Annotated in this window: 14 protein-coding genes and 1 pseudogene; 7 read left to right on the top strand and 8 right to left on the bottom strand. The window is 68.6% G+C overall.

What is annotated here, in order from left to right:
* Positions 1 to 17: 17 nt before the first annotated feature.
* From ACIA8X_RS36960 to ACIA8X_RS36935, 6 genes are all read left to right on the top strand, one after another.
* Positions 18 to 236, top strand: a complete 219-nt coding sequence (locus ACIA8X_RS36960; protein ID WP_399460125.1) for a hypothetical protein — start codon at positions 18 to 20, stop codon at positions 234 to 236.
* Positions 237 to 392: 156 nt separating this feature from the next.
* The gene (locus ACIA8X_RS36955) at positions 393 to 1,196 is read left to right on the top strand and encodes a zinc-binding alcohol dehydrogenase family protein (protein WP_399460124.1); all 804 of its coding nucleotides are present in this window, start codon (positions 393 to 395) and stop codon (positions 1,194 to 1,196) included.
* Positions 1,087 to 1,320, top strand: a complete 234-nt coding sequence (locus ACIA8X_RS36950) for a zinc-binding dehydrogenase (protein WP_393460497.1) — start codon at positions 1,087 to 1,089, stop codon at positions 1,318 to 1,320. The genes ACIA8X_RS36955 and ACIA8X_RS36950 overlap by 110 nt, the downstream gene beginning before the upstream one ends.
* A gap of 463 nt (positions 1,321 to 1,783) precedes the next feature.
* Complete coding sequence (locus ACIA8X_RS36945) at positions 1,784 to 2,617, top strand: PIG-L family deacetylase (protein ID WP_393460183.1); 834 nt, start codon at positions 1,784 to 1,786, stop codon at positions 2,615 to 2,617.
* A gap of 324 nt (positions 2,618 to 2,941) precedes the next feature.
* Positions 2,942 to 3,076, top strand: coding sequence for a hypothetical protein (locus ACIA8X_RS36940; protein ID WP_393460180.1), 135 nt, complete (start codon positions 2,942 to 2,944; stop codon positions 3,074 to 3,076).
* A gap of 214 nt (positions 3,077 to 3,290) precedes the next feature.
* Entirely contained in the window at positions 3,291 to 4,190 is a 900-nt protein-coding gene (locus tag ACIA8X_RS36935; protein WP_399460123.1) for an aminoglycoside phosphotransferase family protein, read from the top strand.
* Positions 4,191 to 4,213: 23 nt separating this feature from the next.
* Here ACIA8X_RS36935 and ACIA8X_RS36930 read toward each other — a convergent pair.
* From ACIA8X_RS36930 to ACIA8X_RS36905, 6 genes and pseudogenes are all read right to left on the bottom strand, one after another.
* Positions 4,214 to 5,007: pseudogene (locus ACIA8X_RS36930) on the bottom strand (IS5 family transposase); the annotation flags it as partial.
* Positions 5,008 to 5,466: 459 nt separating this feature from the next.
* Positions 5,467 to 6,459 carry an IS5 family transposase gene (locus tag ACIA8X_RS36925; RefSeq protein ID WP_399460122.1) on the bottom strand — a complete coding sequence of 331 codons (993 nt, stop codon included), beginning with the start codon at positions 6,457 to 6,459 and terminating at the stop codon, positions 5,467 to 5,469.
* Positions 6,460 to 6,727: 268 nt separating this feature from the next.
* The gene (locus ACIA8X_RS36920) at positions 6,728 to 9,196 is read right to left on the bottom strand and encodes a Z1 domain-containing protein (protein ID WP_399460121.1); all 2,469 of its coding nucleotides are present in this window, start codon (positions 9,194 to 9,196) and stop codon (positions 6,728 to 6,730) included.
* Positions 9,197 to 9,486: 290 nt separating this feature from the next.
* Complete coding sequence (locus tag ACIA8X_RS36915) at positions 9,487 to 13,512, bottom strand: AAA family ATPase (RefSeq protein ID WP_393460165.1); 4,026 nt, start codon at positions 13,510 to 13,512, stop codon at positions 9,487 to 9,489.
* Between the two features lie 44 nt (positions 13,513 to 13,556).
* Positions 13,557 to 13,895 (bottom strand): CU044_2847 family protein, encoded by a 339-nt coding sequence (locus ACIA8X_RS36910; RefSeq protein WP_393460162.1) that lies wholly within the window; start codon positions 13,893 to 13,895, stop codon positions 13,557 to 13,559.
* A gap of 604 nt (positions 13,896 to 14,499) precedes the next feature.
* A complete protein-coding gene (locus tag ACIA8X_RS36905; protein WP_393460159.1) occupies positions 14,500 to 15,114 on the bottom strand; it encodes a hypothetical protein in 615 nt (204 codons plus the stop codon).
* Between the two features lie 734 nt (positions 15,115 to 15,848).
* On the opposite strand from ACIA8X_RS36905, the gene ACIA8X_RS36900 reads away from it, so the two are divergent.
* The gene (locus tag ACIA8X_RS36900) at positions 15,849 to 17,636 is read left to right on the top strand and encodes a hypothetical protein (RefSeq protein WP_393462556.1); all 1,788 of its coding nucleotides are present in this window, start codon (positions 15,849 to 15,851) and stop codon (positions 17,634 to 17,636) included.
* A gap of 194 nt (positions 17,637 to 17,830) precedes the next feature.
* Here ACIA8X_RS36900 and ACIA8X_RS36895 read toward each other — a convergent pair whose 3' ends face one another.
* Positions 17,831 to 18,121 carry a hypothetical protein gene (locus ACIA8X_RS36895; protein WP_393462554.1) on the bottom strand — a complete coding sequence of 97 codons (291 nt, stop codon included), beginning with the start codon at positions 18,119 to 18,121 and terminating at the stop codon, positions 17,831 to 17,833.
* 67 nt (positions 18,122 to 18,188) lie between these two features.
* A complete protein-coding gene (locus tag ACIA8X_RS36890) occupies positions 18,189 to 18,347 on the bottom strand; it encodes a hypothetical protein (RefSeq protein ID WP_393462572.1) in 159 nt (52 codons plus the stop codon).
* Positions 18,348 to 18,526: the final 179 nt, after the last annotated feature.

Below are 18,526 nucleotides of genomic sequence, written 5' to 3'. Positions count from 1 at the left end.
CAACCGGTGCCTCCCGCGTGGCGATCCACCTCGACGTCGACACCGCCGGCGTCCGCGAAGGCAGCCTCGGCCCCGGCCAGATCCCCGACGGCCTCACCGGCGCCCAGGTCAACCGCATCGCCCACGACCTCGCACAGGCCAGCGACGTCGTTGCCACCACCGTCGCCGAGTCCTTCCCCCGCGACGTCGTCCACGTCCAGCAGGTACTGCGCGGCTTCCCGCTCATCGGCGGCTGACCCGGCCCGGCCGCTCTCCCGCACCCGCCGGCCGCGTGACGCGCCCATCCGCGGCGCCGTGAACGGGCGCGTCCACCCGCCCCGTACAGCCACCACGCGCAGGCTTCCCTCGCCAAGGAGTCGACCGTCATCCGCCGCGCCGCCGCCGTGCCCGACATGGGCGTCGAGGAACGCCCCGTCCCCGAACCCACCGCCGGCCACTTTCCGGTCCGCGTCCACGCGGCCACCGCCAACCAGCTCGCCAACTCGCTGCGCACCGCAACCTTCGGGGCTCCGCCCCCGCCCCCGGTGCTCGGCAACGAGGGCCCGGGCACGGTCGAGGCGAGCGACACCCTCCCCGCCGGCACCCGGGTCGCCCTCTGCGGCCACAGAAACCTCGGCGTCACAGCCGGCTTCCGCCAGCAGTGGGTCAGCGTCCCGGACAGCCGCCTGCTGCCACTGCCGGGCGGCATCGGCTTCGACGAGTGCGCCGCGCTCGCCGTCAACTTCCTCACCGCCTACCTCGCCCTCACCAACGCCGCCCACGTACAGCACGGGCAGACCGTCCTGATCTCCGGCGCCACCGGAGGACTCGGCAGCGCCCTGATACAGACAGCCCGCGCGCTCGGAACGCGCCCCATCGCCCTGCTCTCCACCGCACACAAGGCACAGCGGGCCCTGGACATCGCAGCCGAGGCCGCCATCGACCTGTCGGCGCGGGACCTGGCAACGGCCGTCGCCGAGGCCACCGGTGGGCAGGAGGCGGATGCCGCCCTCGACCCCGCAGGCGGTGTCCGGCTCGGCGAACTGCTGCGCGCTGTCCAGCCCCGGGGCACTGTGGTCTCCCTCGGCTGCACCGGCGGCAAGCAGGCTGAACTGGGCATCGTCGACCTGCTCATGGGGGAGAAGCACCTTCACCGTCTACGCCGTCCACGACGAACCCGCGGAAGCGATTGCCCCGGGGCTGAGGAAGATCGGTGAACTGGCCGCGCAGGGCTTCCTCCACCCCGTGATCGACAGCCGGTTCACCCCCGACGACTTCGAGGACGCCTTCACTCACCTGACGTCCCGACAGGCGATCGGCTCGATTGTCCTCAGATTCTGAACCAGACAAGGCGCAGGCGCGCCTCACTGTCCACCACACCACCGAAGACATCCCGTCAGTGGTCGGCGGCGTGATGGGGTCTGTCCGGCGGATTCCTTGACGACGAAGACGAGTGGTAAGCCCGGCTATGAGGATCCGCCACCCGTGGTGAGGCGGATCAACCCCGACGGGCGGTGAGACAGACTTGAAAGCCGCAGGTCACAGCGGTGACCTGCGACACGAGGCGAGAGATCCTGCGCCAGCGTAGGGTTTCAGATTTCGTGTCGGAGTCTCACGGCTGGTGCTGGATGGAAGGAACAGCCGCTCCGGCGGCGCGGTTGCATCGACCGAGGGAGCGGCGCCGGGCGGGCGGGGAACACGCAAGACCACGAGGTCGTCCGCCCCACCAGGATCTGGGCCCCGGGATCGCGGTATGCCCGCCGCGCTCTTGGACCAGGACGTATTTCTGCAGGAGGACTGTTTCATGACTGACCGGCCCTTGACGCTCATGGCCGTACACGCCCACCCCGACGACGAGGCCACCGGAACCGGAGGGGTCCTCGCCCGGTACGCGGCGGAAGGCATCCGCACGGTACTCGTGACGTGTACCGACGGCGGTTGCGGTGACGGACCGGGGGGTGTCAAACCGGGCGATCCCGGGCACGATCCGGCGGCCGTCGCTTTGATGCGCCGTCAAGAACTCGAGGCGAGCTGTGGCGTCCTGAAGGTCAGCGATCTGGAGATGCTGGACTATGCCGACTCCGGGATGATGGGCTGGCCGAGCAACGAAGCCCCCGGATCCTTCTGGCAGACGCCCGTGGAGGAAGGTGCGGCCCGACTCGCGGAACTCATGCGGCACTACCGACCTGATGTGGTCGTCACCTACGACGAGAACGGCTTCTACGGCCATCCCGATCACATCCAGGCCCACCGCATCACGATGGCGGCGCTGGAGATGACCGCGCTGACACCGAAGGTGTACTGGACGACGATGCCCCGCTCGATGATGCAGCGGTTCGGCGAGATCATGCGCGAGTTTCATGAGGACATGCCGGAGCCGGATCCTGCCGAGGCCGCCGCGATGGCCGAGATCGGCCTCCCCGACGATGAGATCAGCACGTGGGTGGACACCACCGCGTTCAGCGGTCAGAAGTTCGACGCGCTGGCCGCGCACGCCAGTCAGGGCGAGAACATCTTCTTCCTCAAGATGGGCAAGGAGAGGTTCGGCGAGCTGATGGGCATGGAGACCTTCGTACGTGTCAAGGACGCCACCGGCTCGGCCCTACCCGAGAACGATCTCTTCGCCGGACTGCGCTGATCCGCCCGTCCGGCCGGGGCCCGGGAAGACCCATCGCCCGCACGGCGCGACCGAGCGGGTCACACACCCAAAGGCTTGTCCATGCGAGTTCCGCTCCGGCAGCCCGCGTCCAGGCCCTGGCCGACGGCGTCGACGCGTGCCCGCACTTACGGCCCGGCACCGCGCTCGTCCCCGAACCACCTGGCAACCGCACAGGTGGGAGACTTGCGGACTGCTGACTCGGACAGTGCGCGACAGCCCAGGTCACAAGCCCGGCGGTCTGCTCCGACAAGACAGACCGCCGAGGAAGCGACACGAAGCTGAGGCTCCGTTGTCCGACACGCCGTGAGGCAGCGGAAGAAGCAGCAGGTCACCAGGGCGGTCTCCGACACCAGCCGCGAGACCCTGCAACCGGCCTACGACGCCGCGGGCGCCCCGCGCCCGGCCGGGGCGGGGCGTCACCGCAGCTCGTCCACGTAGCGGCCAGGAACAGCTTTGCCGGGCAGATCACCACCAGCGCTAACAGCGGCTAACACAATGAGGTGGATCACGCCTCAGGGTCTGTGATGCCATGCAAGCCACGCCTCGACGCGGTTGCCGTGCGCCGCAAAATCGGTCGACAGGCGCAGCCGTGAACCACTGTGATGGCTGCGACTGCCCGTCGCACGGATCGGGCCGGCCATGGGAGCTGCTCTTGGTAGCTGAGAGAACTGCGGACACTCGTCCCCAGATCGATGAGGCACTGGTCAGGCGCCTGGTCGACACTCAGTTCCCGCAGTGGGCAGGGCTGGCCCTGAAGCTGCTCAACCCCGCTGGATCCGATCATGTGATCTACCGGTTGGGCGAGGAGCTGTCCGTCCGGCTGCCCCGCCATGCCGGAGCCATCGGGCAGGCCAGGAAGGAATTCCAGTGGCTGCCCCGACTCGCCCCGCACCTTCCCCTGGCCATCCCGGTACCAGTGGGAGTGGGCGACCCCGACTTCGGTTATCCGTGGCCGTGGGCGGTGTCCCGCTGGCTGGACGGCGAGGTGGCGGCCGTCGACGCACTGGGCGACTCCTCCAGGGCCGCAGTTGAACTGGCTCAGTTCCTGGCCGCCCTGCAGCGGTTCGCGCCCGAGGACATCCACGCCGGAAACACCAGGGAAGACCTCACCGGCCGCCCGTTGTCCGACCGGGACCGCGCGACGCGGGTCGCCATCGCCAAGGTCGACGGCGTGTTCGACACAACAGCGATGACGGAACTGTGGAACGCGGCGCTGAGCGCGTCTGGATGGGACCGCTCTCCGGTGTGGTTTCACGGCGACTTCCACACCGGCAACCTGCTGACCTTCGACGGCCGCCTCAGCGCCGTCATCGACTTCGGCGGGCTCGGCATGGGCGACCCGGCCTGCGACCTGATGGTCGCCTTCACCTTGATGTCGGCAAACAGCCGAGCCGCCTTCCGCGATGCGCTCGGCGTGGACGACGCCACCTGGATGCGGGGTCGCGGTTGGGCCCTGGCCACCGGCCTGAACGCCTACACCTCCTACGCCGCCGTCAACCCCCGGGTCGCCGCGCAGACGACCCGGCAGATCACCCAAGCCCTCATCGGCTGACAACGGCAACACAATGAACGGAGCTGCCGCTGGGTGATCAGGCAGCAAGCAAGTTTGAGGAACGCTTCGTGGATGTCGGCCCGCCGTTCCCAGCGGATCCGCAGACGTCGAAAGCCGTGCAGCCACGCGAAGCTCCGCTCGATCACCCAGCGGTAGGTGCCCAGGCCGGTGCCGTGCAGGGTGCCGCGGCGGGCGATCGCGGGCACGATGCCTCGGTTGCGGACCTGGTCGCGGTAGATGTCGTGGTCGTAGCCGCGGTCGGCGAACAGCGAGTCGGGCTTGCGGCGGGGACGGCCGACCCGGCCGCGGACCGGCGGGATCGCATCGAGCAGGGGGATCAGCTGGGTGACGTCGTTGCGGTTGCCGCCGGTCAGCAGGACCGCGAGCGGAGTGCCGTGTCCGTCGGTGATCAAGTGGTGTTTCGAGCCGGCCCGGCCCCGGTCGACCGGCGAGGGGCCCGTGTGCTCCCCCCTTTTAGGGCCCTGACGTGGGAGGAGTCGACCACGCAGCGGGACCAGTCCAGGCGCGAGGCCGCGTTCAGTTCGGCGAGCAGGACCTCGTGAAGGCGGTGCCAGACGCCGGCCTCGTTCCAGTCCCGCAGCCGTCGCCAGCAGGTCATGTCCGAGCCGAAGCCGAGTTCCTGCGGCAGGTACTCCCACTGGATCCCGGTGTGCAGCACGTACAGGATCCCGCACAGCACCTCGCGGTCCGGCAGCGGTTTGCGGCCCGGGTACCGGAAGCGCCGCTCACGCCGCGGCAGCAGCGGCTCAAAGCGGTCCCAAAGCTCATCCGACACGATCCACGGCGACGTCCCCACATATGACTGAACACTCAACCACCGTCCCGGACACAGCACTCAGCGACAATCCACCTCATTGTGTTAGAGGTCGTTCTCTTTCCGAACCTCGTGTGCGGATTCCGCTGGTCAGACATGGGATCGCAGCTGTCGCGGAAGTCTCGGCTCGTTACCGGTCGGGATGTTGCGGGGGTGGCGGATGCCGTCGATGCGGGCGGTTCTGGAAGCACGGCGCAAGGCCGCGGTGGTGCGGGTCGAGGAGCTCGAAGCCGAACTGAAGCGGGTGCGGGCCGACTTGACGGATGCGGAAGAGGTGCTCAGGCGCCGGATGGTCGGCCTCGAGCAGTATCTGGAGGCGCTGGCCGAGGAGGAAGCGCCCGCCGTGGCGGTCGGCGGGTCGTCGCAGAGGAAGCCGGTCGGACCGCGACGCGGTGTGCCTCACCGGGAGAACGCGGCCGGGGTGGAGGACCTGTCGGTGGACTACCAGGCGGTGATGGCGGCCGCGACGGAGGCCGGAGCCGACGGACTGGATGCCCGGCGGACGGTCGTGGTACTCGGCTGGGACAGCGCGTCCGCCTCTTGTGTCGAGGGTGCGAGAGCACGTCTGAAGAGGCTGGTCGAACGGGGCTGGCTGGTGGAGGCGAAGCCGGGAAGGTTCACACTGCCGGCATCGCAGCAGGCCCCATGATGCTGGTGCTGTCGGTCGGCCAGGCGGCGGTTCATGAGCGCGATCATCGACCACCGGATGACGGCTTCACTGGTGTCGGTGCGTCGCTCGTAGTCCCGGACCAGGCGCCTGCTGCGCAGGAGCCAGGCGAAGGATCTTTCGACGACCCAGCGGCGGGGCAGTGCCTGGAATCCGCGGACGTCCTCGCGGCGGCGGACGACGTCCAGGACGAGCCCGAGGTGCTGGATGGTCCAGTCGGCGAGGTGCCCGGTGTAGCCGCCGTCGGCCCAGACCCGCACCAGCCGCCGGAAGCGGCTGGCTGCTGTCGGCAGAAGCATCCGGGCGGCGTCCCGGTCGGTCGTGGATGCCGGCGTGACCAGCACGTCCAGCAGGGGCCCGAGGGTATCGGTGAGCAGGTGCCGCTTGCGCCGGTTGATCCTCTTGCCGGCGTCGAATCCCCGTGAGTCGAGGGCGACGGTGGCGTCCGCTTTCACCGACTGGGAGTCCACCACAGCCGTGCTCGGCTCCGGTTCACGGCCCTGCACTCGGCGGAGGGCCTGGTGCAGACGTTCATGCAGCTCGGTCACCAGCCCCGTATCCCGCCAGCGGGCGAAGAAGGCATACACACGCGGCCAGGGCGGGAAGCCGGAAGGCATCGCCCGCCACTTGATGCCGTTGTCGACGAGATAGCGCACCGCGTCGATCATCTGCCGGTGGCAGTAGCCCTCCGGTCTGCCGCCCTGGCCCGCCAGCCAGCCCGGAACCGGCAGCAGATCCCGCACCAGGGTCCACTCGGCATCGCTCATGTCCGAGCCGTACCGGGGCCGGCGATCCGGCCGGTCGGCCGCGTTACCGAACCTCTGGGCGAGGCAGTCACACCCACGAGTGGACGAACTGGACCCCGCGACCACGACCACGCGACACTTCGACAACAGGGCCTCTTGCTTCTCGCTGGACTCGACAACCGCGAGCTACCAAGAGGCCCTTCTTCCATGCCCGTACACCGGCCAACTCACCCGAACCAGGCCCCTGTTCGAACCCCACCGACCACACGAGCGGATAGAGAACAGCCAGTTAGACCGTGGAGTCGATCGTCTCGGGTTCGGGGAAGACCATGCCGACGCCGATGACGTGTTCTTCGGCATTGAGGGGGGCTCGGGTCTTCTTAGTGGTGCTGGGGGCGGAGGTTTTGTCGATGGGGTAGAGGGCGAGCAGCCCGGTGTGGGGCAACTGGATACGGCGGGCGTGCTTGATGCCGTGTTCGCTGAGGTGATTGATGTCGCCGGCGAGATCAATGGCGGCGTCGCGGCGGCTCATGAGGGTCTTGATATCGGCGACGTCTGACTCGGGTGAGGTGCTGGCCAGGCGGGAGCGGACGATGCGGCCGACGGTGATGTTGTCGGCGAAGGTCAGTGTGTCGTCGCCGGTCTCGGATGGTTTGCCGAGGAGAGCGACGTTCCAATGCCGCAGGGAATTGGCCCGGGCGATGCGCTTTTCAATGTAGTCAATGAGGAGGTAGGGGTCGGCGTCGGATGAGCGTTCGTGGAATTGGTAGCTGGTGAGGAAGTCGATGACCAGCTGGGCGGGCACGTTGTAGAAGAGGTAGCGGCCCAGGTCGGGGTGTGCCTGGGTGTGGCTGGCGTGGGAGATTGAGGCGGCTACGAGGGTGTCTGCTGCTTGGAGGTTGGCGCGTAGCCAGCTGGCGTTGGTGTGGAAGTAGCGAGTTTGCACCCGTCGACCGCCGTAGGAGACCGACACAATCGGCTGACCTTGCTTGGCTGCCCGGACGATGCGCAGCTGAGGGTGAGACCGTACGCGCAGGGCCAGGTTGAGTGGGCTGGTGCCCTCGTCGGCGGCGCGTTCCAGTTGCTGGCGTAGCTCAGTTTGGGCGCCGATGATCTCGCGCCACCCGGCGGACAGCTCGTCGGTCATCCAGATCCGCGGTAGGTCGGCGTAGCCGGCACGGAAGCCGAACCAGCGTTCCATTTGGTGCAGGGTGTCGTAAGCGGTGACGGCCGTCACGAAGTACCCCACCGACATGCCCTCAAGTGCCAGGCCGCGCGCCAGGGTAGTGCCGCCCACCACCACGGCGGTGACGGGACCGGGCGTGTAGTCGAGGCGATCGTTGCTGCTGGCGTTGTCGGTGAGGATGCGGCAATCCTGTAGCACGGCGGGCAGGTGCGCGAGCAGCTCGGCGAAGCCAACCGTCTCCTGATCGAAGTCTTCGGCCGGGACCAGACGCGTTTCGTGCTGCCACAGGTTGCGCAGGTGTTCGAGGTAGGACGGGGAGGCCAACTGGTGGGCCGCGTGCGCGCGTAGCGCCTGCAAGGGGGCCATGAAGCTGGCGTGGACTGTGGTGTTGACGGATGTGTGGATCAGCATCGTGTTGTGAGGGGTGCCGCTGCCGCGGACATGACGGGCGGCGGCGACCAGCCAGAAGTACTCCACGGCGTGACGCAGGCTATCTGGCACCTGGGGGGTGAAGTCTTCCACCTGTGCCCGGGAGATGGGCCGTAGTTGCGGGACGTCCTCGTCAGGGATCAGCCGGATCATGTCGTACCCGTCATCGGCCTGTTCCGGGTCGTCCTGCTCACGCGCAGCGCCGCCGAAGAGGATTTCCGGGCCGCTGTAGTGGTCAGGTCGCGGCAGGGTGACGATGAAGTCTTCGGGGAAGAGGTCGTCAGCGCCTGGCTCGAGGAGGAGGCCCGCCAAAGGAGTATGGGTGTATCCCACGTAGGCGGCGCGCGGTAGCAGCTTGAGCAGGCTGCCGATGCGGGGGGTGATGCTGGCCGAGGCCACCGACGGCTGATCGGCCTCGGTGTCAATGATCAGCGTGGGATACTCGTGCAGCAGACTGGGGGCCGCAGCCAGCCACTTTGTCAGCTTGCGCAGCACCGTTACGTTCTTCTTCACCACGCACAGCGCCGGGCCGCCCGATGCACCGAGCACGCCAGCTGGAGGCGTAATCGTTGGCTGGAAATCCCGCGCGGTGGTGGTCAGTTCAACCCAACGTGCCGGATGGGGCCCGATGAGCTGCTGAGTCAACCGCATCTGCATCTGCTCACGCAGTGCATTGTGTACGCCCGCTAGCACGATGAAGAGCCGATAGCCCCGGTCGGCGGCCTTAGCGATGACGGCTGCGATGTTCGTGGCCGTCCCGGACTGGGGGTAGGCCACGACCAGGCCACGGGTGGCAAAGGACGGCTCCTTGGGGTGGCGCAGATGGCTCACGATCCGCGTGGAGGCATCATCCAACGCCGTGAACGCCGCCCTATGGGGGGTGTGGGGGCCCAGCTGATGGACGAACGCCGGCCAATACACATCACCCTCGCGCGGACCGGTGTACCACAGGGCGTGCGATGGCCACGCGTCCACCGGCCCCGCCCCCCGCCACATGGCCTGTTCCTTGCGTAGGGCGTGGCGGGCGTTGAGCGCGTCAATCTCCCGAGCGTTGAGACCGAGCTGCTCGAGGCGGGCAGCGCAGTGGGATAGCTCCAGTACAAGCCGGAACGTTCCATACAGTGCATCGACGTTGTCGCTCATGCGTCCTTCTCGCGCTCCCTGTGCATTCCCCACAGCCGGCGGTGTGGCCGGCCGTAGCGAGCGAAGTGTGATGCCGTCCTTGAGGAGCTGGCCGTGACGCCGAGCCCTTTGCCTGCGCGGTCCATGCGCGGCTGCCTTTCTGCCCCCGCCATCGGGCATCTTTGCGCGCCGTGGCACTGGGTGCAGTAGCACATGCAGCGCTACGCCCAGCGCGGTGACGGTCGGCCCGAGTGAGCACGACACACTCGCATCGCCGCGCTGCGCTCCTCGTTCCTGGGGCGGCCGGCACCTTATGCTCCCTGACCCAAGGCGAGGGCGATGAGGCCATCGCTGAGCCCGGCGACAACCTGCGCACCGCAGTCGGCGAGGGCCCAGGCGGGGGAGTGCACCGCTACCGTCATCGTCGCATGCAGGGTGTGGGGGTCCCACACCCGTATGGTGCGATCGTCACTGGCGGAAACCAGCTGCGTGCGCGAGCCCACGGTCACCGTCGCCAGTGTGGTGACCTTGTCAGTGTGGCCCTCGAAACGGTGGATGACCTGTCCGGTGTCGATATCCCACAGCGAAATGGTGCGGTCGTCGCTGGCACTGGCGAGCAGTGTCCGTCCGGGCAGGGGCAGGGCGGTGAGTGCGGTGACGGCGTCGGTGCAGCCTTCCCAGATGCCTACCGTGCGCTCGCGGTGAGGATCCCACAGGCCGATGCTGCCATCCTCCAGCCCGACGGCCAGCAGCTGTTGCTTGCCTACCCGCACGCTGTCCAGCGCCACCACGGGGCTCTCCCAGGCTACCTGGGTCACCCTGGACGCTGAGGTGGCCGGGTCCCACACTCGCAGGGTGTGATCCGTGCTGGCACTGGCCAGCAGCATGCGTCCCCCAACGGTTACCGGGCGCAAGGCGGTGAGGGCGTCGTCGTGGCCCACCCACGTCCGCACGCTTGCTTCGTCCGTCAGGTCCCACAGCTGGATGCGGCCCTCATCGCCGCCGGCGGCCAGGTGAGGCCGGCCGTCCACTTCGACCAAGCACAGCGTGCGCACCCACGCGTCGTGTCCGTGGAGCTCGCGGACCACGGCACCGCTGGCCGCGTCCCGCACGCGCACCACAGAGTCACCTTCCGCCGAGGCCACCATGGTCGAGTGGATGGTGGGCAGGGCGCAGACGGCGGTAACCGCTCCCACCTGGCCTTCGCTAGGCTGGGGCGGCTCGGCTTGCACATCCCAGATCCGGATGGCGCTGTCGTTGCCGGCGCTGGCCAGCAACAACTGCTGCCCTTGAGTAAGGACGCACAGGCTGGTGACCCAGTCGGTGTGGCCATCAAAACCGTCGTGCGCCAGCGGGGCGGGGGCGCTGTGCCACAGGCGCACCACACTGTCATGGCCGCCGCTGGCCACCACGCTGCGTCCTGCCACCGCGAAGGAGGCCAGCGTACGCACCCAGTCGCGGTGCTGGGTGATTGTGCGCACGAGCTCGCCCGTGGCAGGATTCCACAGCCGCAGGGCCGGGTCGTTGCCCGCGCTGGCCAGCAGCATCTCGTCGCCCACCCGTACGGGGCACAGGGCGTTGATCCAGGCATCACCCGCGGCAAGCACCCGCACGTTGTGCCCGGTGGCCGGATCCCACAGCCGGATAGTGCCATCGGCGCCGGCGCTCGCCAGCAGCGTCTGCCCGCCGCTGACACAGCAGGCCAACGCGCGGACGGAACCGGTGTGCGCGGCCAGCACCCGCACCAGCTCCCCAGTGGCGGGATCCCACAGTCGGATGGTGTGGTCGTTGCTGGCGCTGGCGAGCAGTGTCTGCTGGCCCGCCTCCACCGCGCACAGGGCGTTGATGTAGGCGGTGTGTCCGGGCAGTAAGCGCACTGTCGTCCCGGTCAGTGGATGCCACAGCCGGATGGTGTGATCGCTGCCAGCGCTGGCAAGCAGAGCGTGGCCGCCCCCCGGACAGCCGGCCAGGGCGCGGACAGGTCCGGTATGCCCGGCCAGGACCCGCACGGTTTCTCCGGTATCGATATTCCACAGTCGGATGGTGTGGTCGTTGCTGGCACTGGCCAGCAGTGTCTGCTGGCCCACCTGAACCGCGCACAGGGCGTTGATCCACCCGGTGTGCCCCTCCAGCACGATGTCCTCCGCATGCGGTGCCCCGACCGCCCACACCGCCCGATACGCCGCAGCCTCCTCCCGGCGGCGGTAAGCGTGGCCCAGCTGCTCGCGCGCTTCGGTCACGCTGAGCAAGGCAACCCGCTCGCTGGGGCCCGCCGCCAACGCCTGCGGCGTCTTGCGCAGCAGGCGCGCTCGTGCACGGCCGGCCGCCGATTGGGCCGATTTCGCCGCCGGCACCAGCCGCCGCAAGTCGGCGTGCAGGGGATAGGCGTCATCGTGGAGTAGCTCGTCGATGATGCCTCCACGCGCCGCATGACCGGGCAGCGACCGCAACACGTAGCCCGGCGCTGCCGCCCACTGACCGTCGGCCGCCTGCATCAATGCGCGCGCGATGTCGCGTTCATCGTCGACCGCGGAGGCGATGGCAGCTCGAGGCCGGCGCAGGGCCTCGTTCAACGCTTGATGGAACAGCCGAAAACTCCCCGACGGGGAGCTGACGTCGCTCGATTCGACGAGGAAGTTGGCGGCCGCTGACCGGGCAAAGCGATACAGCTGCTGCTCCTCTACCTCCTTACCGGCCATGGCCTGCACCACGCAGCGCCACAACGCCAACGTCAGCCCAGGGGATTCCGCATACGCCAACGCGGTCAGCAGCGCCTGCGCCGACACCCCCTGCACGCCCGGCAGCCGCTGAAGATACGCATGCAGCGCTGTTCTCACCGTCGTTGTGTAGCGCAGCTGCTCCACGGCCACCGCCTGCCGATCGTGCAGGCCGTGCGAGCGGGCCACCAGGCCAGCGATCAGGAAGTTGCTGTGCGCCATGTCGGCTATGCGCGTGGCGACGGCGGTAGCGACCTGGGTGTCACGGTAGGGGCTGTTCGCCCGCTCAGCCCCGACCAACTGCAACGTTGCCAGCGCATAGGCGACCAGATCCTCCCGCGCAAAGAACTCCGGCAAGTCAAGATCAACAATCTTCAATGCGCTATCGAACGGCGCGAGCAGATCTCCCGCATCGTCAATACGGCGACTGCCCACCACCACCCGCACATTCACATCCGCGCACGTCTCCGCCAACGCGATCGCGGTCTGCATCATCAGACGCGCCTGCTCCGCGGTGGCCGCCTCATCCACCGCGTCGATCACCACACAGAAACGGCCACGGTCATCCCGCTCCAACGCCTCGCGCAGCAGATCCGGCAACTCCTTGGCCTGCTCAGGCACCCGCGCCGACGCGGCCATGGCGATCTCAACGGCCACCTCCACCGCCGTCTTATCGCGCGCATGCACCGCACACGCCACCGACCCCACCGTAGCCCGCACCGCCGTATCGTCGTCCGGCAACCAGGCCGCAATCTCCGCATCGGCCGTGGTCACCACCCGGCTCAGCACCGCCGACTTTCCCACCCCGGGAGAGCCCGTCACCAGCAGCACCTGACGCCGATCCGCCCCCGCTGCAGTGATCCAATCGACCACCGTGGTCAACGCCGCATGCCGGCCACGGAAACGAAACCCCTGCTCGGCATCGGTGCTCACGCCCCGCGCCCGTGGACGCCAGTGCCGCACCGACTCCGCATCCCCCGCCAGCGTCCACGCCCACTGCACGCCAGCCCCATCCGAAACCGTCTCCTGCGACCAGCCGGGCAACCGCTCCAAATGCGCCTGCGGCAACCACCGATTGACCGCCTTCAGCGTCAACGCGCGCGCATCCCCCGAACCTTGACGCGCTTGCCCCACCAGGCCCACCACGGCCTCGTACTTCGCCGACCACAACGCGGCCCCGCTGTAGCCGGGCTGCACCAATGAAGGCGAGGTGGTCGTCAGCCGCACCCAGCCAAGAGCCAGGGCCTCACCCACCTCACCCTCGGCTGAGTCGCCCAACACGCTGTCGGGAAAACCAAACGACCACCACGCACTATCGACCAGGGCACGAGGCGAGGGATTATGCAGCGGCGCCGCATGCTTCGCGGCGACCTCGTCCTCCAGCACCAAGACCGCCACGTCCTGGACCTCATGCAGCTCCGGCAAGGGCGCATGGACCTCCACGACCCGCAGCCGCTCAAACATCAACTCATCAGCCTTGGGAAACGCCACCCACAGACCGTCCCGCACCTGCCCACCGTCGTACACCACATGAGCGCACGTCAGCACCCGACGCGTGTCGATCAACACCCCCGACCCCAGCGGCAGGGCCGCATCTGCCTCTTGGTGAATGGCCGCCACCCATCCATCCAAGGAGGGCCGCACACCCGGTTGGTGCTGCCCCGTCATGCCGAAGTGCCGTCCCCGTCCCCGGCGCTATCCCGTCCGGCCCCCGGACGCCAGACGAGCTTCACCCCGAAGTTTGCCTCCGACGCGGCCTTGGCGATAAGCCAGTTGGCCGTGCCGCTGACCTTGATCCCGAACGACACCTCCACCTCAGCCGGACGCAACTCAGCGATCTGCGCCAGGATCCGCTGCGCGGCCTCCACCGCGGGCCGCGCGGCCTCATCAACCTGGCCTGCCACTTGGTCGGCCCTCACTTGCCGCCATTGACCGGTCGGTTCCACCTCGAACTGGACGACCGTGTCCGCATCGAGTGCATACGACACCACCTGGGATGCCACGAACCCCCCTCGCTCCCGTGCTGCTGGATTCAGCACGGTACCCGCAACCTCAATGTCCACGCAGCTCAGCGCACGCCTCGACATCAGCAAGTTGCCCCTTGGCGCGTCCTGTTCGCCCTCACCGGCTCCAGCCGTGTCGGTACCCAGGCCATTGCCTGCCGCTCCACCTGCCTGCGTCCGCTGATCGCCGAAGCCGCCAGCCAGGGCCTGCGCTTGGCCGTCACCGTCCGCTGGGCCAAGACCGGCTACCTGCATCCCATGGGCAGGCGCACTGACGCACCGGCATCCACCGCGATGTTATCCGGCGCGTCGATCACGTCGAGGAACGCTCCTCGGCTCTACTCAGACCGCCGACGTTGCCCGCTGTATGGAGGCCGCCGCAGCAGGCGACGTGACACGGGCGGCACTCCCATGGATGGCCGAGACCAAACGCATCCGAGCCAATACCCAGATCCTCCACGTCGAAGTCCGCACCAAGAGCGCCGGCGCTAGTCGGCCCGCCGCCAGCCAGCCAGCGATCGCGTCCGGCCGGAAGGATCAAACTCCCTCGGCGAGGGGAGTGCAGCGCACGCGGCGCCGACCGTTTCGTCCACAACAGCGTGGCCTATCCAGCCATTGCGGACTGAGCCTCGGCCTCGGGTGCTGCCGTGGGCTCCGGCGGGTTGGGAGCGGTGTAGAAGACGGAAGTGCCCTGCCTCGTGCGCTGAGCCTGGTTCCTGGCCACAAGATTTTCGAGGGTGGTGCGCACAACAGTGGTTTTTACGCCGCGGTCGGGATGGGTCTGGCTGAGCGCCGTGGCGACCTCCGCCGCAGAGCGCGGTTCACTCTGTTCGATGAGGTAGCGGCGGACGAGCTCGATCAGCGTGGGCTGAGCCGTCTTCGCGACGGCCTTTGGGGCGGCCTGCTTCGTGGCCGCGGACGGCTTGGCAGCTGCCGTCTTCCCCCGCCCGCGACGCTCAGCAGCGGCCTCCTTCCGAGGGGAGGGCACGGTGGCGGTGGCGGCGCTCGCCGCCTCAGGGGCCGGTGCTGCGACTCCGAGTGCCTGTTGCATGTTCACCAGCACCGTGTGGTCATGCTGCAAGGCGGCCAACTGTTGCTGCAGCGCGGCGATGTCCGCCGTGATGCGTTCCTGCTCCTTGACGTTGCGCTCGAGGTCATTGGCTACTTGGTTGATGTACTGCGATGTCAATTCGGTGGCTGACGTAGTGCTTTGGGGCATGCTGTTCTCCTCGGTTCATGGCCGGGCTAAGCCCTGTGGCCAAGTGCAGCGAGTCAGGTGCCCCGGCTACGGACGCCTGGCGCAGAGATAATACGGGTGGGTAGACCTGTTTCTGCCTCGTGTGTCATTCCTTCGGCCGGCCTGGGTGCCAGCGGCCCCACGAGCGGGTGGTGACCAGACGGCCGAGTAAATCTGCGGTCTCAATGGGCGAGTATCCCCGCAGGTGGGTGAGCACGTCCATGTCGGCGCTGTGTGGTCGCGGGTGCGCGCGGCCAGGACGAGTGTGATCGGCTGCAGTGCCGAGGCACGGCCAACGACGTTGGGGTGTGGCGCTCAGTGGGCGGCGCGGCGGCGTGCGTTTGGGCCGAGCCGCCCTGAGCGGGACATGACCCCAGGCAGCCTTTGGTTCCACGCCAGCGGCTGACCTGGCAACGCGGCGGATCACTGCATCGGCGACCGAGTGTCAGTGGGGCTGGCTACGGTGGTCGGCTGTGACTTTGACGTCGTGGGTGAATGAGTCGGGTTCGTTACTGCGTCGCTTTTTGGCGGGGGAGTTACCGCAGGTGTCCCGCTTACGGGCGGCGTTTCGCGCCCGGCTGCCGGCAGGCGTGCCCGTCACGCCTTCTAGCGAAGGGCAACCAGTGCGGTGGTCGACGCTAGGGACGGCCATCGACCACCGGCTGCGGCTCGCGTTGAGCGGACAGGTCTTTCGCGAGCGGGCGGTGGGAGCTGGGATGGCGCTGGCTTCGCGGCCGGAGTTATCTGATCCGACCACCGCCAAGGCGCTGTCCACGTGCGGAGCCGCGGTGCTGGACGCTTTGGAGGAGGGGGTGCGCCAACACCAGCTGACCGATCGCTTTTTGCCCCTAGAGCGTGCGGGGAGGGTGGAGGAGGAGCTGGCGCGGGCCTGTTATGCGGCGGCGCTGTTCGAGGAGGTGATCCGGTGTCCTGATCCGCGGCGCAGTCATCTGCTGCAGACGGCACACAGCGGCTTGACTCCGGCGGGGCTCTTGGCCAGCGTGCCGGCGCATGCGGTGGCCGACCTGACAGCGATGACAACCCTGGCCGGGGAGGGGATGGCCGCGGTGCGCAGACGGGTGGCTGCCGACCAGATCGTGCTGGCCCCTACCTTCGCCGGCAGTGAGGATGTCGGCGGGGCAGACGGGGACTGGCTGGCCGATGGCCTGTTGGTCGACGTGAAGGCAACGATCCATCCCGGCAAACTGCCACTCACCGATGTCTACCAGCTAGCCGGCTACCTGCTCCTGGACTACCACGACGAGCACCGCATCAGCGAAGTCGGTTGGTATTCCGCCCGCCTCGGAGCGCTCATCTCGTTCTCCTGCGAGGAGTTCGTGCACCTGCTGGGCGCGCAGCGCAGCCTGCCCGCCTTACGCCAGGCGATGTACCGACTGTGGCACCCAAGCGCTCCGCCCGCCCGGCCAAGCCGGCCTGCGGCCCGCCCGGCGCAGCCCTCCGGCGCCCCAGCTGGCCCCACCCGCCCTGGGCGGGCTCCCGTGCAGACGGACAGTGGGCGTGAACACGGGCTTGTCATCACTGCCGTCCAGGACGCAGGCGGGCAGTGGCACGGGCAGCGGGCCGGTGAGGACCGGCACTGGACGCGGGCGACCCTGCCCCACCATCCCGCACCCGCAGAGCCAGGCGCCCTGAGCCCTTTCACCGGCCAAAACCTCACAGTAGAGATCGTTTCTGCCGAGGCGGGCGTCGACCTCGCGCCCGCGCTCTACCGGCTGGATGATGGCCGCCTCCTGCCCGCGACCTGGCAGGTCCACGAGCTCCTCGACGACCCCTTCCCCGGCCCGTTGCCGCCGGCTTCGGTAACGACGCCTGTTCCAGGGCCCGGTATCCGGCTCGAGGCCACCCATGGCGATCGCCGCTACTGCCTGGCCGCCGACCCGGTCGGCGCAGACCGCCTGGAGGTGACCGTCCTGGTGTGCTCGACGGACGGCATCATCCACGGCGAACTGACGGGAGAGATGGATGCGGGTGATCTTGCCCGTATCGGCCGCCTGATCACTGCCGTGGCCGACGCCTGCCCGGCGCCTGCGGCCGCTGCAACGGCAGTCCGCCAAGGACCCCCGGACGAGGGCGCCAACGCGGTGAAGGCCACCCGGCCGGGCGCTGCCTGGACACCCCAGCAAGAGCAGCACCTGCGCCAGGGACACCACGCCGGTCAGAGCGCGGCCGAGCTGGCCAGGGAGCTGGGGCGCAGCGAGAGCGCGATCCGATGGAAGCTGTACGCCCTCAAGCTTGGCCCCTATCCGGACGACCTGGTGCCCTCCCCACGGCCGGCCCCCGAGCCGGTACCGCCCAAGGCCTACACCGCGACGGAGAAACGGCAGACCCATCCACGCGCCTATGAGCGCTGGACGCCCGAAGAAGACGCCCGGCTGGGCGAACTGCACGCCCGCGGCCTGTCGGTGGAGCAGATGGCGCAGGAACTGGGCCGCAATGAGGGCGCCATCAGCGCGCGCCTGGGGCGCATCCTCCCTCCCTTTTAACCCCTTGCCCCTGGTGTCTGGCCTGCCTCGTAGCGGCGGGTCTGGCTACGGCGACGTCATTTGGGACCACCGAGGCGTCTCGAAGCGGCCCCGATCTGCGAAGATCGCCTCCCGTGAAGGTGTCCTGGAATGGCTCCACTTGGCCTTTTGGCTCGTCACCGGTGGGGCCAGTTCAGATCGTCGCGGTACAGGCTTCACAAAATCCAGAAGAGGACGACGCAGCCACCGCGGTTCCAGCCCAGGGGGCCTTCATAGCGTTCGAGGAGCTCGGAGACCTCCGCAAGGCTGTGGCTCTGCTTGAAGCGGTGGCCGATCTTCGCTTCCAGGTCGCTGCAGCGGGCGAGCAGCGGCAGGCCGAGGGCCCAGCGCAGGCGGGCGGCGCGCACGAGGACGGCGTAGGGGACCAGGACGCAGAACACGCATGACAGGCGCAGGATCAGGGCGTCATAAACCGGGTGGTACTCCAGCCTGTGTGCGGGGACCATCGTCAGTGCCGCCTCGAGAACCGCGCGCGACGCCAACCGGCCGTGACTGCCCGCGCGCCCATGGCGTTCATTCGACGATGACCACGAACCGCCGCCCCATGCTCCGCCCCCGCACGCCGCGCCTCCCCGCGAACGGCAGGTACAGCGGCCAGGCCGCGTACTGTGCGAGCACCCCGGCGAGCAGCGGACCGCAGCCCAGTCCGCCCATGTTGGCGGCCGTCGCCACGAACCAGGTCGTGCACGGCGCCGCCGCCAAGCACGGTCAAGCCCGGAACCTTCGCCAGCTGCGCCGCCAAACCGTCCACGGCCGGTGCCACAGACGGAAGTTGCTCCAAGGCCTGCGGAACCAGCAAGCCCTCGTCCCCGTTGCCCCCCTCGTTGTCGAAGGCGCCGATACCGACAACG

The organism is Streptomyces sp. NPDC051738 (assembly GCF_044453205.1).
Lineage (GTDB): Bacteria > Actinomycetota > Actinomycetes > Streptomycetales > Streptomycetaceae > Streptomyces.
Note: the sequence above shows the minus strand (reverse complement) of the source record. Positions and strands in the feature narration are given on the sequence as shown.

Coding starts and splice junctions, on each gene's coding strand:
- ACIA8X_RS36955 (WP_399460124.1), top strand. CDS start 393: ATGGGCGTCGAGGAACGCCCCGTCCCCGAACCCACCGCCGGCCACTTT.
- ACIA8X_RS36945 (WP_393460183.1), top strand. CDS start 1,784: ATGACTGACCGGCCCTTGACGCTCATGGCCGTACACGCCCACCCCGAC.
- ACIA8X_RS36925 (WP_399460122.1), bottom strand. CDS start 6,459: ATGAGCGATGCCGAGTGGACCCTGGTGCGGGATCTGCTGCCGGTTCCG.
- ACIA8X_RS36920 (WP_399460121.1), bottom strand. CDS start 9,196: ATGAGCGACAACGTCGATGCACTGTATGGAACGTTCCGGCTTGTACTG.
- ACIA8X_RS36905 (WP_393460159.1), bottom strand. CDS start 15,114: ATGCCCCAAAGCACTACGTCAGCCACCGAATTGACATCGCAGTACATC.
- ACIA8X_RS36900 (WP_393462556.1), top strand. CDS start 15,849: ATGGCGCTGGCTTCGCGGCCGGAGTTATCTGATCCGACCACCGCCAAG.
- ACIA8X_RS36895 (WP_393462554.1), bottom strand. CDS start 18,121: ATGGTCCCCGCACACAGGCTGGAGTACCACCCGGTTTATGACGCCCTG.